At 51.4% G+C, this 25,187-nt stretch carries 25 protein-coding genes and 2 pseudogenes; 22 read left to right on the top strand and 5 right to left on the bottom strand.

From position 1 onward, the window contains the following. From hemW to GNX18_RS12640, 17 genes are all read left to right on the top strand, one after another. Nucleotides 1-1,248 carry a radical SAM family heme chaperone HemW gene (hemW, locus tag GNX18_RS12720; RefSeq protein ID WP_166218562.1) on the top strand — a complete coding sequence of 416 codons (1,248 nt, stop codon included), beginning with the start codon at nucleotides 1-3 and terminating at the stop codon, nucleotides 1,246-1,248. Nucleotides 1,249-1,410: 162 nt separating this feature from the next. Continuing rightward, complete coding sequence (gene trxA, locus GNX18_RS12715; protein WP_138237081.1) at nucleotides 1,411-1,737, top strand: thioredoxin TrxA; 327 nt, start codon at nucleotides 1,411-1,413, stop codon at nucleotides 1,735-1,737. A gap of 444 nt (nucleotides 1,738-2,181) precedes the next feature. Next, nucleotides 2,182-3,441: a transcription termination factor Rho gene (gene rho, locus GNX18_RS12710; RefSeq protein WP_138237080.1), complete on the top strand. Its 1,260-nt coding sequence runs from the start codon at nucleotides 2,182-2,184 to the stop codon at nucleotides 3,439-3,441. 297 nt (nucleotides 3,442-3,738) lie between these two features. After that, complete coding sequence (locus GNX18_RS12705; RefSeq protein ID WP_105102742.1) at nucleotides 3,739-4,020, top strand: RNA-binding protein; 282 nt, start codon at nucleotides 3,739-3,741, stop codon at nucleotides 4,018-4,020. 190 nt (nucleotides 4,021-4,210) lie between these two features. Next, a complete protein-coding gene (ubiD, locus tag GNX18_RS12700) occupies nucleotides 4,211-5,674 on the top strand; it encodes a 4-hydroxy-3-polyprenylbenzoate decarboxylase (RefSeq protein ID WP_166218560.1) in 1,464 nt (487 codons plus the stop codon). 51 nt (nucleotides 5,675-5,725) lie between these two features. Then, nucleotides 5,726-6,127, top strand: coding sequence for a hypothetical protein (locus GNX18_RS12695; protein WP_166218558.1), 402 nt, complete (start codon nucleotides 5,726-5,728; stop codon nucleotides 6,125-6,127). A gap of 113 nt (nucleotides 6,128-6,240) precedes the next feature. Next, the gene (locus GNX18_RS12690; RefSeq protein WP_166218556.1) at nucleotides 6,241-6,537 is read left to right on the top strand and encodes a hypothetical protein; all 297 of its coding nucleotides are present in this window, start codon (nucleotides 6,241-6,243) and stop codon (nucleotides 6,535-6,537) included. Nucleotides 6,538-6,665: 128 nt separating this feature from the next. Beyond that, nucleotides 6,666-6,932, top strand: coding sequence for a hypothetical protein (locus GNX18_RS12685; protein WP_166218554.1), 267 nt, complete (start codon nucleotides 6,666-6,668; stop codon nucleotides 6,930-6,932). Nucleotides 6,933-7,090: 158 nt separating this feature from the next. Continuing rightward, the gene (locus tag GNX18_RS12680) at nucleotides 7,091-7,345 is read left to right on the top strand and encodes a hypothetical protein (protein ID WP_166218552.1); all 255 of its coding nucleotides are present in this window, start codon (nucleotides 7,091-7,093) and stop codon (nucleotides 7,343-7,345) included. A gap of 163 nt (nucleotides 7,346-7,508) precedes the next feature. Then, complete coding sequence (locus GNX18_RS12675) at nucleotides 7,509-7,958, top strand: hypothetical protein (protein ID WP_138235226.1); 450 nt, start codon at nucleotides 7,509-7,511, stop codon at nucleotides 7,956-7,958. A gap of 123 nt (nucleotides 7,959-8,081) precedes the next feature. Continuing rightward, on the top strand, nucleotides 8,082-8,396 hold the full coding sequence (locus GNX18_RS12670) for a hypothetical protein (protein ID WP_166218550.1): 315 nt from the start codon (nucleotides 8,082-8,084) through the stop codon (nucleotides 8,394-8,396). A gap of 560 nt (nucleotides 8,397-8,956) precedes the next feature. Beyond that, nucleotides 8,957-9,265 carry a hypothetical protein gene (locus tag GNX18_RS12665; protein ID WP_166218548.1) on the top strand — a complete coding sequence of 103 codons (309 nt, stop codon included), beginning with the start codon at nucleotides 8,957-8,959 and terminating at the stop codon, nucleotides 9,263-9,265. A gap of 14 nt (nucleotides 9,266-9,279) precedes the next feature. Then, on the top strand, nucleotides 9,280-9,690 hold the full coding sequence (locus tag GNX18_RS19875) for a TM2 domain-containing protein (RefSeq protein WP_371808074.1): 411 nt from the start codon (nucleotides 9,280-9,282) through the stop codon (nucleotides 9,688-9,690). Nucleotides 9,691-9,946: 256 nt separating this feature from the next. Further along, nucleotides 9,947-11,503: an IS1182 family transposase gene (locus tag GNX18_RS12655; RefSeq protein ID WP_166218544.1), complete on the top strand. Its 1,557-nt coding sequence runs from the start codon at nucleotides 9,947-9,949 to the stop codon at nucleotides 11,501-11,503. A gap of 182 nt (nucleotides 11,504-11,685) precedes the next feature. Then, nucleotides 11,686-11,997, top strand: a complete 312-nt coding sequence (locus GNX18_RS12650; RefSeq protein ID WP_205827903.1) for a hypothetical protein — start codon at nucleotides 11,686-11,688, stop codon at nucleotides 11,995-11,997. Nucleotides 11,998-12,144: 147 nt separating this feature from the next. Further along, nucleotides 12,145-12,468, top strand: a complete 324-nt coding sequence (locus GNX18_RS12645) for a hypothetical protein (protein WP_166218542.1) — start codon at nucleotides 12,145-12,147, stop codon at nucleotides 12,466-12,468. A 616-nt stretch (nucleotides 12,469-13,084) separates the two neighbouring features. Further along, nucleotides 13,085-13,381, top strand: coding sequence for a hypothetical protein (locus tag GNX18_RS12640; RefSeq protein ID WP_166218541.1), 297 nt, complete (start codon nucleotides 13,085-13,087; stop codon nucleotides 13,379-13,381). A 259-nt stretch (nucleotides 13,382-13,640) separates the two neighbouring features. On the opposite strand, the gene GNX18_RS12635 is transcribed toward GNX18_RS12640, so the two are convergent. Together GNX18_RS12635 and GNX18_RS12630 are read right to left on the bottom strand one after the other, a co-directional pair. After that, nucleotides 13,641-14,687, bottom strand: coding sequence for a transposase (locus GNX18_RS12635; RefSeq protein ID WP_166215286.1), 1,047 nt, complete (start codon nucleotides 14,685-14,687; stop codon nucleotides 13,641-13,643). A 1-nt stretch (nucleotide 14,688) separates the two neighbouring features. Continuing rightward, entirely contained in the window at nucleotides 14,689-15,588 is a 900-nt protein-coding gene (locus tag GNX18_RS12630; protein ID WP_166218539.1) for a site-specific integrase, read from the bottom strand. Between the two features lie 955 nt (nucleotides 15,589-16,543). Here GNX18_RS12630 and GNX18_RS12625 point away from each other — a divergent pair. Beyond that, entirely contained in the window at nucleotides 16,544-16,921 is a 378-nt protein-coding gene (locus GNX18_RS12625) for a hypothetical protein (protein WP_166218537.1), read from the top strand. A 647-nt stretch (nucleotides 16,922-17,568) separates the two neighbouring features. Continuing rightward, entirely contained in the window at nucleotides 17,569-18,861 is a 1,293-nt protein-coding gene (gene ltrA / locus GNX18_RS12620; protein ID WP_166215615.1) for a group II intron reverse transcriptase/maturase, read from the top strand. Nucleotides 18,862-19,391: 530 nt separating this feature from the next. Here the strand turns inward: ltrA and GNX18_RS12615 are convergent. Beyond that, nucleotides 19,392-20,572 (bottom strand): annotated as a pseudogene (locus GNX18_RS12615) (IS3 family transposase); the annotation flags it as partial. Nucleotides 20,573-20,640: 68 nt separating this feature from the next. On the opposite strand from GNX18_RS12615, the gene GNX18_RS12610 reads away from it, so the two are divergent. The 3 genes from GNX18_RS12610 to GNX18_RS12595 all read left to right on the top strand — a co-directional run bounded on the left by GNX18_RS12610 (nucleotide 20,641) and on the right by GNX18_RS12595 (nucleotide 23,705). Next, nucleotides 20,641-21,413 (top strand): IS5 family transposase gene (locus GNX18_RS12610; RefSeq protein WP_166220614.1). Its coding sequence is split into 2 segments (ribosomal slippage): nucleotides 20,641-20,953 and nucleotides 20,953-21,413, totalling 774 coding nucleotides; the frame shifts between segments, so codons are not numbered across the junction. A 325-nt stretch (nucleotides 21,414-21,738) separates the two neighbouring features. Continuing rightward, complete coding sequence (locus GNX18_RS12605; protein WP_166218535.1) at nucleotides 21,739-22,029, top strand: hypothetical protein; 291 nt, start codon at nucleotides 21,739-21,741, stop codon at nucleotides 22,027-22,029. A gap of 1,415 nt (nucleotides 22,030-23,444) precedes the next feature. Continuing rightward, a complete protein-coding gene (locus GNX18_RS12595) occupies nucleotides 23,445-23,705 on the top strand; it encodes a hypothetical protein (RefSeq protein ID WP_166218530.1) in 261 nt (86 codons plus the stop codon). Nucleotides 23,706-23,743: 38 nt separating this feature from the next. Here GNX18_RS12595 and GNX18_RS12590 read toward each other — a convergent pair. Then, nucleotides 23,744-24,196, bottom strand: a pseudogene (locus tag GNX18_RS12590) (transposase); the annotation flags it as partial. Between the two features lie 132 nt (nucleotides 24,197-24,328). Next, nucleotides 24,329-25,104, bottom strand: a protein-coding gene (locus GNX18_RS12585) for an IS5 family transposase (RefSeq protein ID WP_138237388.1) whose coding sequence is annotated in 2 segments (ribosomal slippage) — nucleotides 24,329-24,789 and nucleotides 24,789-25,104 — 777 coding nt in all. Because the reading frame shifts where the segments join, the coding sequence is not laid out codon by codon here. Nucleotides 25,105-25,187 lie beyond the last annotated feature (83 nt).

Here is a 25,187-nt window from a genome sequence, read left to right as displayed (position 1 = left end):
ATGCCCGAGATCAACGATTTGCTCCCGCTGCGGCTGCCGCCGCTCAGTCTCTACGTGCATATCCCCTGGTGTGTCCGCAAATGCCCGTATTGTGATTTCAATTCTCACGAATTTGCCGCGGGCGAACATATAGCGACGCGCCATACTACGGGAACGGAGCCCGACGGGGGGCAGTTGCCGGAAGTGGACTATGTGGATCAGCTGGAGCGGGATTTACGCAGCCAACTGCCCTGGGTGCAGGGGCGGAAACTGGGCTCGATCTTTTTTGGCGGCGGTACGCCGAGCCTGTTTTCGCCGGCCGCGATCGGACGGATTCTGGATCTGGCGGAATCCCTGGTGGGCTTTCACGAGGGCATCGAAATTACCCTGGAGGCCAATCCGGGCACCTTTGAGCAGGCCAAGTTTGCCGGCTATCGCAGCGCCGGTGTCAATCGCCTTTCTATCGGCGTACAGAGTTTCGACCCGCTGCAGCTGCGCAATCTGGGGCGTATCCACAGTGGATCCGAGGCGGTGACGGCCGCCACCCAGGCGCGCAGCGCCGGTTTCCACAATATCAACATCGACCTGATGCATGGCTTGCCGGGACAGTCGGAGACCGATGCACTGCGGGATCTGCAGCGCGCGGTGGAGCTGGGTGTTGAACACCTTTCCTGGTACCAGCTGACCATTGAGCCCAACACCGCTTTTTACTCCGCACCGCCGGTAACGCCCGGCTCGGAGCAAATTGCGGCCATCCAGCAGGCGGGCCGCGCATATCTGGCCGAACAGGGTTACAGCCGCTACGAGGTCTCCGCCTATAGCCGTACCGGCCTCGCCTCGCGGCACAATCTGAATTACTGGTCTTTTGCCGACTATATCGGCATCGGTGCTGGCGCCCACGGCAAGTTCACCCTGACCGAAAGCGGCCGTATCATCCGAACCCAGCGTACCCGCGCCCCGCGGGACTACCTGGCTCTGGGCTGTGGTATGGGAGAGGGCGGGCTCGAATTTCCCACGCCGAGAGTCAGCGAGGTGGCTCCTGCAGAGCGGCCACTGGAGTTCCTGATGAACTCCCTGAGACTGACGGCGGGGGTCCCGGCCGACACCTTTCCGGCGTATACCGGCGTGCCGCTGGCGGCATTGGCGCGGGAGTGGGCGTCGCTACAAGCCATGGAGCTGGTTGCCCCCATTGGCCCGGACATCGTTACCACCCCCTTTGGTTACGACTACATCGACGAAATACTGCAACGCTTCCTGCGGGCGAAGTGAGCGCGCTGTTGAACGGTACTTGAAAAGCGGCCAGGCGCCCGCATATACGCTCAAACGCCAATCATGGCGGAAGCATTTGCCTTGCGGGACCCGCGGACCCTACTTATCATGTCTGCCGGCGCAGCCGCTGGGCCCAAAGAACCAGAACCACAGGAAACCACTATGAGCGCGAATATCGTCAACGTTACCGATGCAGAATTTGAAGCCGAAGTACTCAAGGCCGAAGGCCCTGTACTGGTAGACTTCTGGGCGCAGTGGTGCGGCCCCTGCAAGATGATTGCGCCGGTTCTGGAAGACCTGGCCGGTCACTACGGCGACAAACTGAAAGTTGTCAAAGTGGACGTGGATGCCAACAAGGAAGCTGCGGCCAAGTACAACGTGCGCGGTATTCCCACCCTGCTGCTGTTCAAGGGCGGCAATGTGGAGGGCACCAAGGTCGGCGCTCTGTCCCGCGCACAGCTGACCGAGTTCATCGACAGCCAGATCTGATTCCCCGGGTCCGAGTCCCTGTCCTGAGGCGCCTGGTGCGCCCCAGGACGTTGGCGAGGGTTTCCAGCGCGGAAGTTCCCGATAACAGAGGCTGCCGGCGTGTGAAATAGGCCTTGCAGGATGCGGAACTGCCGTTATACTGCCTAGTAATCAAGTTAACTGTTCAGTCCAGATCTGAGCCAAGTCGCCAACCCCGCTGTCGATCCAGCCTCTCCGGCGCAAACTCCTCAAGTTGAACGACCCCTACCTGGCGCCTTTGCCAAATCAAGCGTGCCACTGGTGAGCGGTAATCCGTTTTCCGAAGAGTGATGAATTGCGTGCGGTCAGCCAGTCCGTCGACAGATCTTTACGGGCAATATCAACATCGAACTTTCAACTCCCCCCGCAGAAACATCCGGCGCGTCCGCGCCAACGGATAGCAGAAACCTTAATAAAGCAATTGGTATGAACCTTTCTGAATTAAAAACAAAACCCATTGAAGAACTGATTGAAATTGCCAAAGGCATGGGGTTGGAAAACCTCGCCCGTTCGCGCAAACAGGACATCATTTTCAATATCCTCAAGCGCCACGCCAAAAGCGGCGAAGACATATACGGCGAAGGCGTATTGGAAATTCTTCAGGATGGGTTTGGTTTCCTGCGGTCAGCCGACTCCTCCTACCTAGCCGGCCCCGATGATATCTATGTTTCCCCCAGCCAGATTCGCCGCTTCAACCTCCGCACCGGCGACTCCATTTCCGGCAAGATCCGCCCCCCCAAAGAAGGCGAGCGCTATTTTGCCCTGCTGAAAGTCAGCGATATCAATTTCGACAAGCCGGAAAACGCCCGCAACAAGATACTGTTCGAAAACCTCACACCGCTGTTTCCCAATGAACGCCTCACCCTCGAGTGCGGAAATGGCTCCTCCGAAGATCTTATCGGCCGCATCATCGACCTGATCGCACCTATCGGCAAAGGCCAGCGTGGCCTGATTGTGGCGCCGCCTAAAGCCGGTAAAACCATCATGTTGCAGAACATGGCCCAGGCCATCACCCGCAACAACCCGGAGTGCCACCTGATCGTTCTGCTGATCGACGAGCGCCCGGAAGAAGTTACCGAGATGCAGCGCTCCGTGCGCGGTGAAGTGGTCGCGTCCACCTTCGACGAGCCGCCGGCCCGCCACGTACAGGTCGCGGAAATGGTGATCGAGAAGGCCAAACGCCTGGTGGAGCACAAGAAAGACGTAGTGATCCTGCTGGACTCCATCACCCGTCTGGCGCGCGCCTACAACACCACCGTACCGAGCTCAGGCAAGGTACTGACCGGTGGTGTGGATGCGCACGCGCTGGAGCGCCCTAAGCGCTTCTTTGGTGCAGCACGGAACATCGAGGAAGGCGGCAGTCTGTCCATCATCGCCACCGCTCTGGTGGATACCGGTTCCAAGATGGACGAAGTTATCTTCGAGGAGTTCAAAGGTACCGGTAACATGGAGTTGCAGTTGGACCGCAAGATTGCCGAGAAGCGCGTCTATCCGGCCATCAACGTTCGCCGCTCCGGTACTCGCCGTGAAGAACTGCTAATGCCGGAAGGCGAGCTGCAGCGCGTGTGGATTCTGCGCAAATTGCTACACGATATGGAAGATCTTGCTGGCACTGAATTCCTGATTGATAAATTGAAGGACTTCAAAACCAACGACGAGTTCTTCCTTTCCATGAAACGGAAATAACTTTTCAACGAACAAGGGCTGACGGTTTGCGTCGGCCTTTTTTCTATTGTTTGGATAAATGTTGCAATGCGACGAATGAGGCGGGAAATTACGCCGATTCCTGTTGAAATAGCAGGGCGTTAGGCATATAAAGGCCAGCATTGCGGCGTAAATGACCAATGTTTACGCCAACCGAATTGGTCACAGGCGGCTGGGAAGTCGGCTGATTCCAGACCAATCTCAAGTGGATAACGTGGTGGAGCTGGTTATCCAATTGTGAATGCTCGACAGCCCACTTACCTCTAGTGAGACTTTTTTGTGAATATCTATATCGGAAATCTGGCCTACGGCGTAACCTCTGACGATCTGCACCAAGCTTTCGGTGCGTTCGGTGAAATCTCCCGGGCTACTGTAATCACTGACCGGGAAACTGGCCGTTCTAAAGGTTTTGGTTTCGTAGAAATGCCTAACGACGACGAAGCGCGTAAGGCTATCGAAGAAATGAATGACAAGCCGCTGTCTGGCCGTAACATCCGTGTTAACGAAGCCAAGCCGCGCGAAGACCGTGGCGGCGACCGCCCACGTCGTCCTCGCTTCTAAGTTTCTACTTAGATGCTCGACAACCCGCAGCGAGTGCTGCGGGTTGTTTAACTCCTCCTTTTCGTCTTTCGCCATACCTCCCCGGTACGGCGCGCCGTTCCTGTTTGTTTGCTCCCTCCTTCCAATTTTCCCCATTTGATCCGGACTGTTTTACACTTGGTCGCTAAATTTTCTCGTCGACCGGTAACACATGAAATACAAAGACCTGCGCGACTTTATCCATTTGTTGGAAAAGCGTGGCTTGCTGAAACGCATCAAGTATCCAGTCAGCCCATATCTGGAGATGACGGAAATCGCCGACCGTGTATTGCGCGCTGGCGGACCCGCGCTGCTATTTGAAAATCCCACCGGCTACGACACCCCGGTAATCGCCAATCTATTCGGTACCCCGGAGCGTGTTGCGCTCGGCATGGGGCGGGACACGGTCAGTGAGCTCAGAGAAGTCGGTGAGCTGCTCGCCTTTCTAAAGGAGCCTCAGCCACCGGCAGGATTAAAGGACGCCTGGGAAAAGCTGCCTGTTTTCAAGCAGGTCATGAATATGAGCCCGAAGGTGGTGAACAGGGCGGAGTGCCAGGAGATAGAGCAGGACAGCGACGACATAGATCTCACCCGACTGCCGATCCAGACCTGCTGGCCCGGTGATGCCGCACCGCTCGTCACCTGGCCTCTGGTTATTACCCGCGGCCCCGAGAAGAAGCGCCAGAACCTCGGTATCTACCGAATGCAGCTGATCGGCAAAAATCGTTTGATTATGCGCTGGCTCTCGCACCGCGGCGGCGCACTGGACTTCCGTGACTGGCAGCAAAAATTTCCAGGAGAATCCTTTCCTATAGCCGTGGCGCTTGGGGCCGATCCGGCCACTATCCTCGGTGCCGTTACGCCGGTGCCGGATACCCTCTCTGAATACGCGTTTGCCGGGCTCCTGCGTGGAAGTAAAACCGAAGTCGCCGAAGCGAAGCTCAGCAACTTGCATGTGCCCGCAAGCGCCGAATTTGTACTGGAGGGCTTCATCTATCCGGAAGACATGGCGGATGAAGGTCCGTATGGCGATCACACCGGCTACTACAACGAGGTCGACCGCTTCCCGGTATTCACGGTGGAAAAAATCACCCATCGTAAAGACCCTATTTACCACAGCACCTACACCGGTCGCCCACCGGACGAGCCCGCCGTTCTGGGCGAGGCATTAAACGAAGTTTTTGTTCCCATACTGCGCAAACAATTCCCCGAAATCGTCGATTTCTATCTTCCCCCGGAAGGCTGCTCCTACCGCCTGGCCGTCGTCACCATGAAAAAACAGTATCCTGGTCACGCCAAGCGGGTAATGATGGGCGTGTGGTCTTTCCTACGGCAATTTATGTACACAAAGTTTGTCATTGTCACCGATGACGACGTCAATGCCAGAGACTGGAAGGACGTGATATGGGCAATGACCACGCGTATGGACCCTGCACGCGATACCGTCATGGTGGAAAACACACCCATCGACTATCTCGACTTCGCTTCCCCGGTTTCCGGACTCGGCTCGAAAATCGGGTTTGATGCCACCAACAAATGGGAAGGAGAAACAACCCGAGAGTGGGGAAGACCCATCGTCAAAGATTCGCAGGTAACCCAGCGGGTGGATGAAATCTGGAGTAAGCTCGGTCTGTAACAAAATTTGAACGGCGAAAGGGAATTCGCCGATGATTTCAGGGAATGAGTGATGAAAGTAATAAAAACAATGCGTCCCAGCGAGCGCGGAGCCAAAAGATTTCTTGAACGATATGGCGAGCGCTTGTGCACTGTACGTTACCGTGCATCAGATTGCGGCACCACGGTGTACACGACCGTAGAGGTCATTGTTGATACCAGACCGCGGTCTGCCGAGGGAGTCAGTTCAAACTACCCCAACGCAGTCCGTCAAGCGGAAGCAGTAGCGCTCAAAATTAGCTACGAAGAAACCGAACAGCGGCGCGCAATCAAACATGCCGGTGGCAAATGGAGTCGACAGATACAAGCCTGGATTACGCGCCGCGACGAGGCGATAAAACTCGGACTTGCTCACCGGATTGAAGAAGGCCTTGTTGAACTATGTACCGATATTGACTGGAGCGTGGAGATTTAGGTTATATATAGACACGGGTGTGCATATCTAGACATCATTCTCCAATCTCTGTGTCTATATATGCACACGCTCATTATTAAAATGTTAACTGATATTAAGCAAGGAAGGTATTAATGTTGAAGTGCTTTAATTGGGCGCAATTTTTACATGGAAGTGGTCATAATTATTATGAGCATCAAGAGACAAAAGAATTATACGGAAAGCAGTTACTGAGTTTGAGTGCCAAGCTACTTTGGGCAATGTTTGCTCCATTTTTAGCTTTGGCTGTCAATCCAGAAAAATTTGATCCAATTTATTTTGCAGCCGCAAGCCTAGGCCTATTTATTTCAGGCTTGTATCTTCGGCATCAAGGGCTGAAAATTATTGATGAATGCAAGTGCGGTAAGTTCGAAATTTATACCGGAGAGTAATCAGTTAACAAGCAGCGGCAGAGCGACAGCCAACGCTACGCACATTTTGTGTTACTCGCTGTCGCTCAAACATTAACACAAAATACGCTCCGCGCTGTCTGCGCCTGCGCTGGGCGTTATGAGTCTCTATGAATATCGCAGAAGGAAATTTAATCGTTAAGATGTTGGAGAAACGTTGCGGACAATTGACGTTAGTCCACTTGGAAAACGGCGAGCTACTAAATGTTAACGATATTGCGTGGGGTTATGACATGGGTGATGATTTCGCGCATATCACCACAAATATTAGTCCACCCCAAGAGGGTGTGGAAGTCAATTTTTTCTATGTCAATGAAGTTTCAAAGCTATTAGACCCAGGAACGGGCAAAACAATACATGAGCCAGAATCGCAGTAAACTCATAACAAGGCCGGGCAATTTACTCCGGGCCTTCGGCCCTCCGTGGGACAGCTTACCTTGTGCACGTTTTGCGCGGGTCGCTGCGCTCCCATTTTCGCGCAAAACGCGCACAAGGTAAGCTGCCCCTGCCGGCGGCGTTAAGGCATTAGCATCATATGAAGAAAGGTACATGCAGCGCCTGTAATCGTCAGATTCAGAATACAAGTTTTAATATCTGCATGTATTGCGGCGCTGAACTCCAAGATGATCAGAAATTCTCTGAGTCTGAAAAAATAGCTCTAAAAAAACAAAATGAGGCGCTAAAGAGTGAGTTGCGTCAAAAGAGAGTAAAGCTAAATGTAACATCAATCTCGAATTACGGGTTTGATGGAGGGCTGGATTTCGGTGGCTCTGATGCTGGCTGTGAGTGAAGTCTGCCTTAACAAACGCAAGCAGTTTGCTACGGCCCTTCGGGCCTCCGCGGGACGCCCAACGCTATGCACGTTTAGTGCGGGTCGCTGTGCTCCCAGTTTCGCACAAAACGTGCATAGCATTGGTCGCCCCTGTTGCGGGCGTTAAGGCACCGAGTTACCCATGAAGATCGTGCGCGATACAAGGTTAGAAGAGTTCAAACGAATTGAAGATCTACTATACGGGATCAACTACGAAGTTTGGTTCAACCTCTATGGTCCTACCAATCCCGATGTGCCTTTGGAGGAGATCCTGAGAAAATTGATCTCGGAGAATTGTAGAATATCCGATGTAGTGTCTTCGTCCCCACAGAAAGTCGTCTCCGAAATTATGGAAATGGTTTTTTATGATGGAGACAAAAGTGCAGGTCCGTTGGAATTAGAGTCAAAAAAAGCAGAAATAGCCAAATTACTGAGTAATGTATTTACACGAATAAATATTGAGCAAGCAGAGTCGGTTGCAAAGTTTGAGTTTAAGAAAGGTCATCCGGCTTATCCTGTATTTTGGGATTTTGCTTGTGATATACAATCAAAGGGGCAGCGCTGGGTATTCATTGGTTCTAGCAGTGACTAGCCTTAACAAAGCAATGCAGCCGACGGCCAACTTTGCGCACTTTTTGCGCGGTCGCTCCGCTCCCATTTTCGCGCAAAAAGCGCACAAACTTGGCCGCGGCTGATTGCGGCGTTATGAGTCCCTATGAAATGGCAGCCAATTACTGAAGCTGAACTGGAGAAGGTGATAGAGCTCCAATGTTCAGACCTTGATCAAGGTGACCTAGAATACTTCGAGAGTATTAGAGTTCCTTTGACCTATATAAAAATAGAGCGGTGGGGTAACTCAGAGTTAGTATTTATGGTTGCTAAATCTGGATCGAGCGTTGTCTATTACGAAGATATAGAAGAAGGTTTTGAGATTTCTGGCCTTAACGAGGAGGGGGTTGTCATTGGATCTAGCAAAAATCAGTTCACGCTGGAACATGTGGTCAACCAACTCCGTGCCACTGACTCATAACAATCACGGGCAGTGAAGCTCCGGCCCTTCGGGCCTCCGCGGGACGGCTTACCTTATGCACGTTTTACGCGGGTCGCTGCGCTCCCATTTTCGCGTAAATCGCGCATAAGGTAAGCCGCCCCTGCCGTGGGCGTTAGCGTTGAGGGCGAAATTAAAAGAGTGTCGCCGCTAATGATGCTCAGTGCATTCTAATTTTGAATGTAACTTCATCGTAAAAACGGCGGCCTTTGATGCATCTACGAACAGTCGTCAAAACGACTTCAGTGAAACATTCTAAAGGCATTGTGCCAGGCGGCTCTGGAAAGTCCGGAGCAAGTTGAAAAGGCGGTAAGAAAGTAGGTCGGTAGTTTCAGAGTTCTGTGTTCTTGCCAAAAAAACAGGTAAAGTGGTTGCGTCGGCTTCGGAGTCCCGGTTCAAAAAGGCCGTGCCAACTGGAGCCGCTAACCATGCGCTGCACTGGACGGCCTACTTTATGCACTTTTTGTGTGGGTCGCTACGCTCCCATTATCACACAAAAAGTGCATAAAGCAGGCCGCCCGTGAGCGCGGCGTTAAGTGTCCATGGAAGCAGAAGAAATATCGAAAGTAGAGATAGTTGAAAGCGGTGAGATGTACGTCATTCTGAAAAGTGGTGGAAATCCGATGTATCGCCACATCTATCGTGAAGCCGCAGAGGTGTACTGGGACGAAAGTATGAAAGGCTTTAAATCACCTCCACCTAGAAAGTGGAGCTATTCAGATTGGTACGAGCATATAGTAAGCGTTGCTGCTTCCGGGTTGGGTATTTCTTTGTATCTCACAAATAATACAATCTGGAAAAATGTTCCAGAAAGTACCATGTCAGAGATACGTGCCAAGTTCCACACTTAACAAACGCAAGCAGGATGCTACGGCCCTTCGGGCCTTCGCGGGACGCCCAACGCTATGCACATTTTGTGCGGGTCGCTGCGCTCCCAGTTTCGCACAAAATGTGCATAGCATTGGTCGCCCCTGTTGCGGGCGTTATGGTTCAATCGAGTAATAAGAAAAAATTAATGAGCACAACTACGGAAGGCAATTTCAATTCGGAAGTCACCTCGCATGAAAAAAGTGATCTGAACATATTTCTAATGTTGGTTCTGTCATTTTTTCTCGGAATCTTCGGCGCTCACCGATTCTATGCAGGCCGCTATGTTTCAGCTGTCCTTCAGCTATTAACTCTAGGTGGTTTGTGTATTTGGGCATTCATTGACTTTATCATTATTGCGTTTGGTGAATTCAAAGATCGTAACGGTCTTAAGGTTAGGTACTCTTAACAAGAGCTCCAAAAAAGAGTACAAAGCAGCCTCGTGCCAAAAAACCATAACAATCACAGGCAGTTTGCTACGGCCCTTCGGGCCTCCGCGGGACGGCTTACCTTGTGCACATTTTGCGCGGTTCGCTTCGCTCCCATTTTCGCGCAAAATGCGCACAAGGTAAGCCGCCCCTGCTGTGGGCGTTCTGGCTGTAGAAAAACTCTAAAAAGCCGGGATATTTTGATAAAATCTACCGATCCAATTCGGGGATTCCGTCATGCCGAACTTCAAACCGTACAATTACGACCAAGATGCGATGGTTGTGATCAATTTCGAAGAGCAATTACAGCCGAACACCTTCGAGTTTACACTTCATCACCTCATAGACAACCATATCGACCTGTCCGCCTTTTACGACAAATACAAGAATGATGCTGGTGGTCGCTCTGCGTACGATCCGGCGATCCTACTGAAGGTCATTTTGTTCGCCTACTCCAAAGGCATCACTTCCAGTCGTGAGATCCAGTGGCAATGCGAACACAATATTATCTTTAAAGCCCTTTCCTGCGATTCAGTGCCGCATTTCACCGGTATTGCGAGCTTTATCAGCAGCCACCCCGATGCCATTGAGTCAGTCTTTGAGCAGGTGTTGATGGTCTGCGACCAAGAAGGTTTACTGGGAAATGAGCTTTTTGCGATTGACGGCTGCAAAATGTCCTCGAATGCCAGTAAGGCGCACTCTGGTACATTTAAGGAGTTGGAGCAGAAGCAGGCAAAGATCCGAAAGAAAATCCAGCATTGCCTTGCAGAGCACAAGAAACTGGATGGGCGCAGACCTGCAGAGCGTGAGCGTAAGCAGCGGTTGGAGCAGGCGAGTGAAACGTTAAAGAAACACTTTGAAAAGATCGACAACTTCCTAAAGACGCAAGCCCCAAGGATGGGGCAAGGCAGGAAACCGAAAGAAGTCAAAAGTAACATCACCGACAACGAATCCGCGAAGATGACGACGAGCAAGGGCACCATTCAGGGCTACAATGGTATCGCGGCAGTCGACAAGAAACATCAAATTATCGTTGAGGCGCAGGTATTCGGCGGGGGACAGGAAACCCACACATTGAAGCCGATACTCGATGGTATCAACACGCGCTATCGGAACGCAGGCATTAGTGAAGGTATCCTCGATAATCAAGTCGTTATCACCGCGGACACCGGATTTTCCAGCGATTCCAATAACGAGTTCTTAAAAGACCAGGGAATCAATGCTTACATTCCTGACAACCAGTTTCGCTCGCGTGATAAGGCTTTTGCAAAGCAAAAGGAGAAGCACGGCAAGCGCCATCAAGATACGGTCAAAGGGATTAAACAAGTTCTACCGGCAAGTGAGTTCAAACTGAACAAGAGGCATAAAACGTGTGTCTGTCCCGCAGGAAATGAGATGTTGCTCTATAGAGAGCAATACGTCAGTGGGGGCAAGTATAAACTCCACTTCGAGGGGCGGCTGACAGACTGCCGAAATTGCCCGTTAAAAAACCAATGTATGCGCAACCCAAGTTCTGCGGATACGCGGGAAGGCCATGGGCGACAAGTGTCTTTTACATGGACAAACGGTAAGACGGCCACAGACTGGATGAAGAATCGGATCGACAGCCTGGAGGGAAAGACAATTTACAGTCATCGGATGTCTGTGGTCGAACCCGTATTCGGGAATATTGGTACTAACAAAGGATTGAGTCGATTCTCGCTTCGTGGAAAGCGCAAAGTTCAGGGGCAGTGGCAGATGTTCTGCCTGGTACATAACATCGAAAAGCTAATGAAATATGGCGCTATCCATTGAATCACAGAGGGATCCACAGTAATTGGCGTAAAATATGTTCTGATCGCATATGATGCGTGATTCTGCAAAATCTCTGTGATTAAATCATGGTCACCAATAATTTCAGGATAGCTAGTAGACAGGGGCTTGCTAAACCCGTTTTTCTACAGCCTCGTTATGTGAGTATGAGTTCGAGATCACAAGTGGCAAAGAAAGGTTTTGTTTCAAATAAGATTAAGCCATGGATTGAGGCTAGAGAAAAATATCAGCTATCTCACGCTCAAATACAAATGGCAAGAGAGCTAGGTCTTAGCCCAAAAAGCTTTTCGAAAATGGATGCAAATAGCCAGGAAGAATGGAAATTGCCTCTTCCAAAATATCTCGAGCATTTGTATCAAAGTAAATTTGGAAAGTCGTCTCCAGACGATGTACGCTCGTTAGAAGTAAAAGATAGAGAAAAAAGAGAGAAAAAGGCAGCAAGAAGATCTCTGCCAGATACTGGTGGCTCCGAGTGAGATTCCACATAACAAACAGCGGCAGAGCGACAGCCAACGCTACGCACCTTTTGTGTTACTCGCTGGCGCTCAAACATTAACACAAAATGCGCTCCGCGCTGGCTGCGCCTGCGCTGGGCGTTATGAATCTCGGTATCGAGTAGAGAAATGAATATAGATATAGACAGTTTGTCGGAAGATGAGTTAATCGCTCTAAATCAAAGAATCGTTGAGCGGCTGAAATTTCTCGAATCTATGCACACTCATAAAGAGATGATGCAATTCAATCCGGGCGAGAAGGTTAGCTTCGAGCCTCCAGGTCGCGGCCGGCAAATCGGAACGCTAGTGAAGTACAATAAAAAAACGGTAACGGTTATTACGGACGGCGGCCAGAAATGGAATGTGTCTCCTCATTTACTGAGCAAAGTTAAAGAGGTACAAAGTGGGGCATCTGGCTCAGGTCAGGTAATTGACCTTCTGAGCAAGAAATAATTCATAACAATCAGCGGCAGAGCGACAGCCAACGCTACGCACCTTTTGTGTTACTCGCTGTCGCTCAAACATTAACACAAAAGGCGCTCCGCGCTGGCTGCGCCTGCGCTGGGCGTTACATGTCATGAAAATAAAGTCACTGCCAATTTTCCTGTGTAGTTTTTTCTCCGTACTTGCGCACGGATCAGAGATAATTGTTTGTGTACCACTTAAGTTGTCATATCAGCAGAGTAGTGGTGAGCTCACTGTTCTTCCAAAATCTGATGAGGAGATATCTGGAGGGCTCTCTGGCTACATCTGTAACAATTCGAGATCTGCATGTAGTAGAGTACAGTTAATAGTAAATATGCCGTCAACTCTTAAAGTGCCTAAAGATGGAATATCTAACACTATGCTCTACTTCCAGTCAGAGCAAAATGTAAAGGATAACTATGGTGGCTGTCAGTGGCCGGTAAACATGTAACAAACGCAGGCAGTTTGTTACGGCCCCTGGCGGGGCCTCCACGGGACGTCTTACCTTGTGCACATTTTGCGCGGGTCGCTACGCTCCCAGTTTCGCGCAAAACGCGCCCAAGGTAAGCCGCCCCTGCTGCGGGCGTTATGAGTCAAAGAGAGTATGAGCGTAGATCTATTTTCGTTAGCTGAAAAAGTCCATGATGAGGAAACATTCGTGGAATTTCTACGTGAATTGATGAGGGATAGAGAGAAAGAGATTGCTCTTGAAATAGAAAGCCCATCGTCGCCATATGGAGCGGGTGCTCTCGGTTGGCAAAATATCACCATCGAAGGATTTCTAGAAAGTGCAATAGCGTGGTCCGAAGGTACCAATCACCCTAGTGAGCACTATAAAAAGCCTGGCAACCCATGGGCAAGAGCAGCACAAATAATCCATGCAGGCAAAATCTATGAGTGACCAAACTCATAACAAATAAGGATATGTTGCGCTTGCCGCAACATATCTGGTTGTTGAACGAGCCCGGCCAGCTCTATTCATGTAAATAAGTCGAAGGAGGATGGGCGGGGAAGGCCAACGTTAACCGCTAGCCTTTTCTACGGGCGAGCAAGACCCTCGCCCGGAAGGCGATAAAAAATTCGTTGTTACATCGTGTATTCGCTCCTTTAAGTTAGGCCCGTTAATCCTCGTGTTGGTAGCATCCGTGCTCTATCCGTTTTTATCCGGGCTGGGCTTTGCGAGGATAGATACCGGTCACCCGCATAGGGCTTCGGCAGTGAGGGCAAGGCAAACTCGCGGTTTTCTTCGTCGGTGGTGCAGGCCTCTGCACCTTCAGTACCCACTGTAGAATGTGCATAACCGCCTTCGCGTTGCCGTGTAAGTACCCATAATCTCGGGCACGGCGAAAGCCCTTTGGCAGGCAGTGTTGCAGGATTAGTGCGATGAACTGCTCACCGGTAACGGTACGGGTTTTCCATTGGTGGGTATTGGCGTCACGGTAGCGAAAGGTCACGTTGCAACCGTCATCGGACAAGATGTTGGTATTGCTAATGACACCGCGATACAGATAGCGCGCAAGATAGCGCAGCGCTTCCGTGCCTTTGCCGACACGTTTACATTGCGCCACCCATTTCTTTGGCGTTCTGCCGGGGGTTATCCCGGCCTGAAAGAGCGCCTTAAGAAACGCACCTCGAAAGGCTTTTGCCAAGGCGCGTCCATTAAACAGGTATTGGCCACGGACTTTGCACCACTGTCGGCGCGCTTTATTAACCGCTCCACCGGGTACCACAATATGAACGTGCGGATGGTAGTCCAGACGGCGAGTGTGGGTATGTAGGACAGCGCAGAAGCCCAGCTCTCCGCCCAAGGTACTATCGTTTTTGGCAAAGGTTTTGAGTGTCTGCGCGGCACAGCGCATCAGCAAGTCATAGCAAGTGCTGCGGTACTGTCGAACGACACCCCGCAGCTCCTTGGGAAGCGTAAAGGTGACCATGTAATAGTTCACCGGCAAGCGTTTTTGCTCCTGGCGTTGCAGCCAGGCTTGCGTACTCTGGTCCTGGCAGAGGTTACAGGCGCGATGTCCGCAGGAGCGTGGCGTGTGGGTGTTATGAGAGCAACGTTGGCAGGTCCATGCCATCTCACCGTAGGGACCTTGGCGGCAGCCCTCGATAGCGTTGAGGGCGGACCACTGGTCGCGACTGAGCGCGTGACCGAACTGCTCGATAAAACGGTGGCGGTAGCGTTGAACAATCGTTTGCAATGTCATGCTACGCCCCCCATACCACGTGCAGCTTGGCCAGCAGGCCGTTGATGCGCCGATCGGTATCGTTTTGCGTATAAGTGGATAGCTGGGTGTACAGTGCGGTGGTCTTGGGGCACTCGTGCCCCATCTGCTCTTGGATCGCCCGCAAACCCACGCCCGCGTCGGTCAGGAGCGTGCCATAGCAATGGCGCAAGGTGTGGATGGTAATCTCTTTGCGAATACCGACGTCGCTGACGATGGCTTTGAAGGACTTCTGTGTGCCGCCACGGTCCATAGGCTCACGAGCCTGGTGCTGCTCCTCGGGTGTGCGTCCGCGAGGAAAGAGCAGCGTGGGATTGCGATGTGTGACCCAGTACGCGCGCAGTGCTTCCAGCGTCATCTTGGGCAAGAAGACGAAGCGGTCCTTCTTCCCCTTTGCTTGACGTACGTGCAGAAGGCCGCGCTCGCTGTCGATGTCGGCCACGCGAATGCCAAGAGCTTCGCCCAAGCGCAGGCCCATGCTAAAGCAGGTGAGAATGAAGGTCTGGTATCGCCGCTCGCGGGTACCATTGATCAATCGCTCCAGCTCTTTGAGTGTAAGCACGTCGGGGAGGTGCTTCTCTTGAGGTGGTTTGACAATATCGACCCACTGCCAGTCGCGCTTAAGTACATGCTTGTAAAAGAACTGCAGGCCATTGCGATCCACCTTCACCGTTGACCAGGAGTGGGTGCTGATGAGGGACTCGAAATAGCCCTCAAGCTGCTCTTGCGTGAGGGTGTCGGGTGGGCTGTCAAAATACTCGCAGACGCGCCGTATGGCACGGCTGTAAAGATCAATGGTTGAGTCGGCTTTGCCCTGTCGTTTGAGTGCGCTAAGATGTTTTCGGTACAGTGAATCGAATCGTTTTTGCTGTGCTTTGTTCATAAAGATATTCCCCTAGTTGTCGTGCTCGGGGGTGAGCACGTAGGGGAATTATCTTTATTTACTGGGGGTTGAGCTTTGCCGCGTAGCGGCTTCGTTCAACAAGGCGGTCCAACCTCGTTCCGCTTCGCTCCACTGGACAGAATTTAAGTAGCTTTTTTGTGGTTTTACTTCGTAAAATCTTTCCACAAAAAAGCTACTTAAATTCTGCCGTTTACCGCAACGTTATAAGGCTTCATAGATATGAGTGAAGAACAACAATACGTTGAGTGTTGTACTCACGGAAAGCAGCAGGCTACATATGTATGTCAGCATGTCGTGGAAAGTCTTCGCGACGGAGAGCCGAGAGGGTTCTGGTCGGCTGAGCCAGAACCTGGCGATGTGCGCCCAGATTCATGGTGCAGTGCTTGCGAAGATAAAGTAAATAGCACTGGCGGTGAGTGGAATGATGAATCCGAAGCATTCGCTGGGGTAACACTACTTTGCGGCGCTTGCTATGACCGCGCTAAAGAATTGAATAGTAATAATTAGCTATGGTGCAAGGGCCTTATAACAAGCGCAAGCAGTATGCTACGGCCCTTCGGGCCTCCGCGGGACGCCCAACGCTATGCACATTTTGTGCGGGTCGCTGCGCTCCTAGTTTCGCACAAAATGTGCACAGCATTGGTCGCCCCTGTTGCGGGCGGCTCTGGATAAAGTGGCTGCGGCGACGATCACAGAGGCATCGGTTGAGTTGGGAGTTCGCTGAATGATTGTTGCAGCGTTACCCGCTTCCGGCGGTAAGATTATTAGCCATGAGACCTGCGAAGGTGATGACTTGAGGAGCCGGATGCGTTAATCGCGCACGTCCGGATCTGTGGGGGGGGCGACGGTGGTAACTCCGTCGTCTACCCGACCTTCGGTTTGCCCCAGAGCACAACGTTAGCTGAAGTAAGAAATCGAGCAAGAATTATCGAAAATGATACCGTCAACAAAAATATCGCTAACAATTTTAGAATTTGGCAAATCGTTGATTAACCAATTGCCGCAAGAACACACAAAACAGGAGTTTGAAGCCGCCATCGGTATAGTGATTGTTGTATGGAATGCAGTAGTAATGGACACATGGAAGGCGGATAATCACTTTGAATCTGATTTGCTTGAAAGAATCAGATCAGAGCCGAAGGAATATCAGCTTGTCATAAAGCGGCTGATAAAAAGAAAGAAGAAAAAATTTGGTAATGATCCTCGCGGTGTCGGTAATCACTGGGTTAGAGAGGAAGATGGAGAGTTTATTTTTGGTTGTGAGGCGAGGCTGGATGTTGAAAACGTCCCCTCTACAGGCCCTGTCCACTGAATCCACAATAGCAGCTAACGAAGCACTGCAAAGGACGTCTTACTCTGTGGTGCGCCGAGCAAAGCTCAGGCGCAGGGAATGTTGATCGACAAGGAGGATGATTAACGGAAACTGTGCGTTGGTTTCCCGTGGGTGCAAGTCCCACCCGGGCAAGGCTGGTCCCCACCCGGAAGCGAGTCTTGGACTGCGCACGGCGACGTTCGCGGTTAAGCGTAGACAGCGAGTCAGTAGGCCACGGTGATTGAGCACCGAAATAGGCAAATCGTGGGAGCCGACGTTTTCACAAAGACGGAAGGCTATAACCATACTCTGTATCGACCTGGAGTATTGGCTCACCGGTGTCGAAGAGCCTGGCATGCTGGCAAGGAAACCCTGGGAACTCGGGAGGTCTGTTTTGTTCCTTGGTGACAACCACCTATGGCCGGTGGTTAATAAATTGGCCCATCGCAGTCAGGTGCCGGATTGTGATAACGGAATTTCAGGCACCAAACCAAGGTACCGCGGCCGAACGATAAAAAGGACGTCCGCGAGAAGATAAAGCAGAAATCGGAGCTTTCCATAGTACCGTTGAAGCGGGCGAACCGACATCCGCCGGGAGCCAGTGGAGGGAAGGGAAAGCCAACCCATCATGTCCTCAGGAGGGAAACATGTCGCAGACGCAGAGCGCGAACAGCATGTCCACTGCACTCCTGAGGTTAGCGACGCTGGGTCAGGAACATCCACAGCGGTGCTTTACCAACCTGAACCAGTACCTGACCCAAGACCTGTTGCGAGCAGCCTTCCACCAGACTCGCAAGGATGGTGCGGCAGGGGTGGACGGGCAGACGGCAGCCGACTACGGGCAGCGGCTAGATGAGCATCTCGAGAGTCTTTTAGCCCGAGTCAAAGAAGGCAGCTATAAAGCCCCGCCGGTCAGGCGCAGCTACGTGCCGAAAGGCAATGGCAAGCGTCCGATCGGCATCCCCACCTTTGAAGACAAAGTATTGCAGCGAGCCGTGGTCAGAATCCTGGAAAAGCTCTATGAGCCGATCTTCCACCCATACTCCTTTGGCTACCGACCGGGCAAAAGTCCGCATAAGGCACTGGAGCAGTTGCGACAGCAACTGTCTGAGTCGGGTGGAGGCTACGTCATCGAGATGGACATCCAGAGTTTCTTCGACACTCTGGACAAACACCAGCTGAGGGTATTCCTCCAGCAGCGGGTAGGAGACGGCGTATTACTGCGCCTGATCAACAAATGGTTAAACGCCGGAGTTATGGAAGCGGGAAGCATCCACTACCCGGAACAGGGCACGCCGCAAGGCGGAGTTATCTCCCCAATGCTAGCCAATGTGTACCTGCACCATGTGCTGGACCAGTGGTTTGAGCAAGAGGTGAAGCCCCGTCTCATCAGCAGCGCAAGTCTGATACGATTTGCGGATGACGCGGTTCTGTTGATGAAGAATGCCGAGGACGCTGATCGGGTCATGGCCGTATTGCCAAAGCGGTTCCACCGCCATGGCTTGGCCCTGCACCCGGAAAAGACCCGTGTTACCAGATTCAAGCCACAAGAGAATGTCAGTATCGACTTTCTAGGCTTTACGCATTACTGGAAGCGGAGTCAGCGCGGAGGCTGGAGTATCTGCCGTAAAACCATGAAATCCCGGTTTGCGCGCAGTATCCGGGCCATCGGCAACTGGTGCAGCGAGAACCGTCACCTGGCCCTGCCAGAATACCATGCGGCCCTCTGTCGAAAGATCAGAGGTCACTATGCGTATTTTGGTATACGAGGTAACAGTCAGGCCCTCAAGCGTTTCTTGTATGTTGTCAGGAACACTTGGGTAAAGTGGCTGCGGAGGCGTTCACAGCGCCATCGGCTGAACTGGAAAGCGGTAGAGCGTCTGTTGCTGCGATACCATCTTCCTGCGGCGCGTTTAATAACCATTAACCTGCGAATGTGATGGGTTGAGGAGCCGGATGCGTTAATCGCGCACGTCCGGATCTGTGGGGGGCGGTGATGGTGACATTGCCGTCTACCTGACCACTTTATGCGCGGTCGCTGTGCTCCCATTATTGCGCATAAAGCGCCCAAAATTGTCCGCGTCTGAGCGCGGCGTTATTGTTTTGGCCCGCAGAGCCGCCGCCAAATAAATTTTGGTTTGCTTGGCAGGCAAATAAAAAATATTCAACTCCGTAAAGGCTGGATCTCAAGCAATGGATTTACGAGACGATTTTAATTTCCTTCAGAGGTATCCATTCTAAAAGTTGGATGGAGGCGGCGGGGGTAGTAAAGTGGAGTGTTCTGGTCTGACTAGGGCCTGTTCACACTAAATTCTGTATAATTGCGGGATGGAACTCTATAGTGGACCCCATTGGCAAGACACTTTTCCCACAGAGTTTAAGCTGCAATCATCTCCTCACTCACAGCTGAACAGCGCTGCCCTGTTGCCGCTGGCGAGGGAGCTCCCTCGCAGTCCGGTGACCCCGTAGACTTCTTCTTTGATCCACCAAATTTATCCACGATCATTGCTCCACCACCCTGTCCGCTGACGTATACCTCGCTCGGAGTTTTGTTCCCCAGCGATTGATGTGGCCGCTCAGCATTGTAGAAGGCAAAGTAATTCGTTATGCCGATAATCAGCTCGCCCATACTGGCGTAGCCCTTCAGGTATACGTCTTCATGCTTGACGCTTCGCCACAACCGCTCGACAAAAATATTGTCCAGAGCTCGGCCACGACCATCCATACTGATCGACACCTCTTCGCGCTTGAGCACCTCCGTAAACCCGCGGCTCGTAAACTGTGAACCTTGATCGCTATTGAAGATCTCAGGCTTGCCGTATTTCCGCAAAGCATCCTCCAGGCAATCAACACAGAAGGCGGCATCCATGCTGTTGCTAATGCGCCAGGACAGCACTTTACGGCTATACCAATCGATAATCGCCACCAGATAAGCAAAGCCCCGATCCAGACGGATATACGTCACGTCAGTACTCCATACCTGGTTTGGTCGGGTGATCGGAACACCGCGTAATAAATATGGGTACACCTTGTGCTCTGGGTGCTTCTTGCTGGTCGCCGGTCCCGGAGCCATACCCGCCAGACCCATTTGTCGCATCAGGCGCTGAACACGCTTGCGGCTAATCTGGTGGCCTTGTCTCCGCAGGAAAACCACCATCCGTCGACTGCCGTAGAACGGACGGTTTGTATACTCCTCATCTATCAGGCGACATAGCAAGAGATCATTGGCATCGGCATTCAGCTTCACAATATCCCGCTGCCTATACGTAGTGGCACGCGATACTTCCGCCAGTTCACACTGGCGTTTCAGCGGTAATTCATCTGCCTTGTCAATCCAGCCCAGCCGCGCTTCCCGACTCACTCGCCCAACTTTTTTTTGAGCCAGTCGACCTCCATCTTCAGGCGACCTATTTCGCCGTACAAACGATCTTCCTTGCCGTCGTTATCCTTGGTAGGCTTTGGGCCTCGCTTGGTCTCGAACAGTGCACTGGTATTTGCCAGAATCTCTTTTTTCCACTGTCCGACCAAGACAGGGTGCACTCCGTGCTCCTGTGCGATCTCACTGATCGTCTTGATACCCCGCACGGCCTCCAAGCCAACTTTGGCTTTGAATTCTGGTTTGTGGGCTGTACGTTTTTTGCGTTCACTCATGGCTATCATCCTCTTTGGGTGACAGCTTAAACTACAGTGCTCTGGGTGTCTCAGATCTGGGGTCCACTATACTCTCAGCAAAACAATTCAAGATCATCGAAGAATTGCTACCTACCCAGCGTGGCAATGTAAAAATTTCTAACTTGCAGGTATTGAACGCCATTTTGTACATCGCCGAACATGGCTGCAAATGGCGTGGACTACCTAAGCGGTTTGGCCGTTGGCACAGTATCTACATGCGCGCAAATCGCTGGGCCAAGCAAGGTGTGCTGGATCGAGTATTTTTTGCACTCCAGGAAAATAACGTAATCAACATCCAAGTGGATCATGTTTCTCTTGATTCGACCGCTGTAAAAGTGCACCCAGATGGCACCGGAGCGTTAAAAAAAACGGTCCTCAATCTATCGGCAAGTCACGAGGCGGATGGACCACCAAAATTCATATGGTCGCAGCTGGTCACAATCGAGCCGTAGCATTCTCCCTCTCGCCTGGGCAAGCTGGAGATGCGCCTGAAGGTCGAAAACTACTGAAATCTCTTGAAAACTGCGGCTGGGATGGTGCCAAAGTGATCATGGATAAAGCATACGAAGGTGATGAAACCCGACAGTTGGTCTTTGATCTTGGAATGGAACCTGTCGTGCCCCCCAAGAAAAATCGACTGAGCGTGTGGGAGTATGATCGCGAGTTGTACAAAAAGCGGAATGAAGTGGAGCGACTATTTCGACGGCTTAAAGGCTTCAGAAGAATTTTTTCTCGATTCGACAAGTTGGATGTCATTTTTACGTTTTTCATTCACTTTGCTTTGATAGTAGACACGCTATTTAGTGTGAACAGGCCCTAACTCGTCCCCGGGACTGGGCCTTATATGCGATTTCTGTTCGTCGGCTCACAGGTTTGCGCTCGGGCTTCCTTCAGACAACTTCTCGCGAAGTTGCCCTTGCCGTCGGCTAGTAGTTATGATCACTGGTAGACCGGTGATCTGGCTCTCCTACAGAGGACTTTCACCTCATTAGTTCATGCCCATGCTGGGCGTACACAAACCGCGGCAGAGCGACAGCCAACGCTACGCACCTTTTGTGTTACTCGCTGGCGCTCAAACATTAACACAAAATGCACTCCGCGCTGGCTGCGCCTGCGCTGGGCGTTATGCATCTTAGAGAGTTGAAGTGAATATCGCAGAAATGGAAGAAAAGAAGAAATTCCCGAAGGAAATCGCAATCTCGTTGGTTTTCGTTGGTGTACTAGTTTCACTGGCCCCAATTGCCATTGTTCAAAATGAGAAAGCAGTATTAACTGTAGTTTTTGGCCTTCTAATGAACTTCGCCCTTATACCTTCCATTTTTCTATTATTTGGTGGTATCCAGAAACTACGTGATAGGCAGTTCAATTTGTGGAGCGCGTACTACCTTGGACTCTTTGTTGCCATAATTTTGGCTGCACAGAAGCTGGCGGCGTAGTAGCCATGCATAACAAGGCCGGGCAATTTACTCCGGGCCTTTGGCCCTCCGTGGGACAGCTTACCTTGTGGTGCGCCGAGCAAAGCTCAGGCGCAGGGGATGTTGATCGACAAGGAGGATGATTAACGGAAACTGTGCGTTGGTTTCCCGTGGGTGCAAGTCCCACCCGGGCAAGGCTGGTCCCCACCCGGAAGCGAGTCTTGGACTGCGCACGGCGACGTTCGCGGTTAAGCGTAGACAGCGAGTCAGTAGGCCACGGTGATTGAGCACCGAAATAGGCAAATCGTGGGAGCCGACGTTTTCACAAAAACGGAAGGCTACAACCATACTCTCTATCGACCTGGAGTATTGGCCCACCGGTGTCGAAGAGCCTGGCATGCTGGCAAGGAAACCCTGGGAACTCGGGAGGTCTGTTTTGTTCCTTGGTGACAACCACCTATGGCCGGTGGTTAATAAATTGGCCCATCGCAGTCAGGTGCCGGATTGTGATAACGGAATCTCAGGCACCAAACCAAGGTACCGCGGCCGAACGATAAAAAGGACGTCCGCGAGAAGATAAAGCAGAAATCGGAGCTTTCCATAGTACCGTTGAAGCGGGCGAACCGACATCCGCCGGGAGCCAGTGGAGGGAAGGGAAAGCCAACCCATCATGTCCTCAGGAGGGAAACATGTCGCAGACACAGAGCGCGAATAGCATGTCCACTGCACTCCTGAGGTTAGCGACGCTGGGTCAGAGGATATTCCTCCAGCAGCGGATAGGTGACGGCGTAATACTGCGCCTGATCAACAAATGGTTAAAAGCCGGGGAATGGAAGCGGGAAGCATCCACTACCCGGAGCAAGTTTAATAACCATTAACCTGCGAATGTGATGGGTTGAGGAGCCGGATGCGTTAATCGTGCACGTCCGGATCTGTGGGGGGCGGTGATGGTGACATTGCCGTCTACCTGACCACCTTTTCCCCGGTCGCTACGCTCCCCTTTTTGCGCAAAACGCGCACAAGGTAAGCTGCCCCTGCTGGCGGCGTTATATTTTTTGGCCATGAATAAGAAAGAAGAGTATTTGCTGAAAAATTACCAAAGTCTCATGAAGCCATATGAGAAAATAGTGGCTCGCTGGCTAGTTGAAGAATGGAATGGTATCGACCAAGAATTGCCAAAGTGGCTCATTAATCGAGTTCGATTGAATTTTACAATGAGAGATTTTGGCAAGCCCAATTCAATGGCAAGAGTTATTTGTCTTAACTTATTGGAAAATCACAGGCATGACATATCGCTGCCAGCAAACAAAATATAACCAGGCCAGGCAGTACGCTCCGGCGTTACGCGCCTCCGCAGGACGGCCTACGCTATGCGCTTCGCGCATAAACAGCGTAGGCCGCCTCTGCTGGCAACGTTAATAGAGTATTAACATACGATGAAATTAAAGTTGACCTTCACATTACTTTTTTCTGCATCAGTCCTTGTCGCTGGATGCGCTAGTCAAGAGGACATGTTGCATGCGGATCTTTGGTCCGGCGATCCAAGTTCCTATGAAATTAAAGCAGCCGAGAGTGTTCAAGATTTAGGAAAAACACCCAGAGATAAAATGTTGGAACAAAGAAGGGAGGCCGATAGAGAAAAGAGTAAATCTACAAAAGATAATCTAATCGGTTACCTCGTACTCGGCGGAGGTTGATCCGAGGGTGTTCAAAACTCTGTGTCAGCCAATTAGCCTCACAGGCTGATGTGTTTTTCCAAGCGATTCGGGAAGTGAATTGTCAGTTGCGATAGCGCCAGGTTCCAGTTCTGAATCGGTTGCGTCCAGCGCTCAGAGGCTTTGAGTATACCGGCGTACAGGAGCTTGAGTAAGCCGTTCTCGCTGGCGAAGCCACCCTTGGTTTTGGTCAACTTGCGGTACTGCCAATGAACCGCCACGACGGCATTGGTGATGGATATCGCGGTGCGCACATAATCCGGGTATTTAAAGTAGGCTGACAGCGTCGCCCACTTGCTGCGCCAAGACTTGATAACCATCGGATACTTATCGCCCCACTTGGCCTCCAGCTCACCCAGAGCGCTGTCTGCGGCATTCAGCCTTGCGGCTTTGTACACGCACTCGAGGTCAGCCATCAAGGCCTTCTGGTTCTTGGACGCAATGTACTTCAGCGAGTTGTGGATCTGGTGGATGCCGCCTTTACCAGTGAGGTCTTTGCCTTCACACAGCGCCTTGATGGCGGCATCCATATCGAAAGTTGGTTTTGTCATAGGTCATCTCTGTTCGGTCAATGCTAAAGAAATGACGCAGAATTCTGAACGCTACTAGGGCCTGTTCACACTAAATAGCGTGTCTACTATCAAAGCAAAGTGAATGAAAAACGTAAAAATGACATCCAACTTGTCGAATCGAGAAAAAATTCTTCTGAAGCCTTTAAGCCGTCGAAATAGTCGCTCCACTTCATTCCGCTTTTTGTACAACTCGCGATCATACTCCCACACGCTCAGTCGATTTTTCTTGGGGGGCACGACAGGTTCCATTCCAAGATCAAAGACCAACTGTCGGGTTTCATCACCTTCGTATGCTTTATCCATGATCACTTTGGCACCATCCCAGCCGCAGTTTTCAAGAGATTTCAGTAGTTTTCGACCTTCAGGCGCATCTCCAGCTTGCCCAGGCGAGAGGGAGAATGCTACGGCTCGATTGTGACCAGCTGCGACCATATGAATTTTGGTGGTCCATCCGCCTCGTGACTTGCCGATAGATTGAGGACCGTTTTTTTTAACGCTCCGGTGCCATCTGGGTGCACTTTTACAGCGGTCGAATCAAGAGAAACATGATCCACTTGGATGTTGATTACGTTATTTTCCTGGAGTGCAAAAAATACTCGATCCAGCACACCTTGCTTGGCCCAGCGATTTGCGCGCATGTAGATACTGTGCCAACGGCCAAACCGCTTAGGTAGTCCACGCCATTTGCAGCCATGTTCGGCGATGTACAAAATGGCGTTCAATACCTGCAAGTTAGAAATTTTTACATTGCCACGCTGGGTAGGTAGCAATTCTTCGATGATTTTGAATTGTTTTGCTGAGAGTTCCATCCCGCAATTATACAGAATTTAGTGTGAACAGGCCCTAGGCAACCACCTGCGCGCCGAATAAAGAAATTACAGTTATTACTTGA

This window comes from Microbulbifer sp. SH-1, from assembly GCF_011326135.1.
GTDB lineage: Bacteria > Pseudomonadota > Gammaproteobacteria > Pseudomonadales > Cellvibrionaceae > Microbulbifer > Microbulbifer harenosus.
Note: the sequence above shows the minus strand (reverse complement) of the source record. Positions and strands in the feature narration are given on the sequence as shown.

What these genes read in the sequence shown, in the direction of transcription:
- hemW (WP_166218562.1), top strand. Translation starts at nt 1, where the DNA reads ATGCCCGAGATCAACGATTTGCTCCCGCTGCGGCTGCCGCCGCTCAGT.
- trxA (WP_138237081.1), top strand. Translation starts at nt 1,411, where the DNA reads ATGAGCGCGAATATCGTCAACGTTACCGATGCAGAATTTGAAGCCGAA.
- rho (WP_138237080.1), top strand. Translation starts at nt 2,182, where the DNA reads ATGAACCTTTCTGAATTAAAAACAAAACCCATTGAAGAACTGATTGAA.
- ubiD (WP_166218560.1), top strand. Translation starts at nt 4,211, where the DNA reads ATGAAATACAAAGACCTGCGCGACTTTATCCATTTGTTGGAAAAGCGT.
- GNX18_RS12695 (WP_166218558.1), top strand. Translation starts at nt 5,726, where the DNA reads ATGAAAGTAATAAAAACAATGCGTCCCAGCGAGCGCGGAGCCAAAAGA.
- GNX18_RS12690 (WP_166218556.1), top strand. Translation starts at nt 6,241, where the DNA reads ATGTTGAAGTGCTTTAATTGGGCGCAATTTTTACATGGAAGTGGTCAT.
- GNX18_RS12685 (WP_166218554.1), top strand. Translation starts at nt 6,666, where the DNA reads ATGAATATCGCAGAAGGAAATTTAATCGTTAAGATGTTGGAGAAACGT.
- GNX18_RS12680 (WP_166218552.1), top strand. Translation starts at nt 7,091, where the DNA reads ATGAAGAAAGGTACATGCAGCGCCTGTAATCGTCAGATTCAGAATACA.
- GNX18_RS12675 (WP_138235226.1), top strand. Translation starts at nt 7,509, where the DNA reads ATGAAGATCGTGCGCGATACAAGGTTAGAAGAGTTCAAACGAATTGAA.
- GNX18_RS12670 (WP_166218550.1), top strand. Translation starts at nt 8,082, where the DNA reads ATGAAATGGCAGCCAATTACTGAAGCTGAACTGGAGAAGGTGATAGAG.
- GNX18_RS12665 (WP_166218548.1), top strand. Translation starts at nt 8,957, where the DNA reads ATGGAAGCAGAAGAAATATCGAAAGTAGAGATAGTTGAAAGCGGTGAG.
- GNX18_RS19875 (WP_371808074.1), top strand. Translation starts at nt 9,280, where the DNA reads ATGCTACGGCCCTTCGGGCCTTCGCGGGACGCCCAACGCTATGCACAT.
- GNX18_RS12655 (WP_166218544.1), top strand. Translation starts at nt 9,947, where the DNA reads ATGCCGAACTTCAAACCGTACAATTACGACCAAGATGCGATGGTTGTG.
- GNX18_RS12645 (WP_166218542.1), top strand. Translation starts at nt 12,145, where the DNA reads ATGAATATAGATATAGACAGTTTGTCGGAAGATGAGTTAATCGCTCTA.
- GNX18_RS12640 (WP_166218541.1), top strand. Translation starts at nt 13,085, where the DNA reads ATGAGCGTAGATCTATTTTCGTTAGCTGAAAAAGTCCATGATGAGGAA.
- GNX18_RS12635 (WP_166215286.1), bottom strand. Translation starts at nt 14,687, where the DNA reads ATGACATTGCAAACGATTGTTCAACGCTACCGCCACCGTTTTATCGAG.
- GNX18_RS12630 (WP_166218539.1), bottom strand. Translation starts at nt 15,588, where the DNA reads ATGAACAAAGCACAGCAAAAACGATTCGATTCACTGTACCGAAAACAT.
- GNX18_RS12625 (WP_166218537.1), top strand. Translation starts at nt 16,544, where the DNA reads ATGATACCGTCAACAAAAATATCGCTAACAATTTTAGAATTTGGCAAA.
- ltrA (WP_166215615.1), top strand. Translation starts at nt 17,569, where the DNA reads ATGTCGCAGACGCAGAGCGCGAACAGCATGTCCACTGCACTCCTGAGG.
- GNX18_RS12595 (WP_166218530.1), top strand. Translation starts at nt 23,445, where the DNA reads ATGAAATTAAAGTTGACCTTCACATTACTTTTTTCTGCATCAGTCCTT.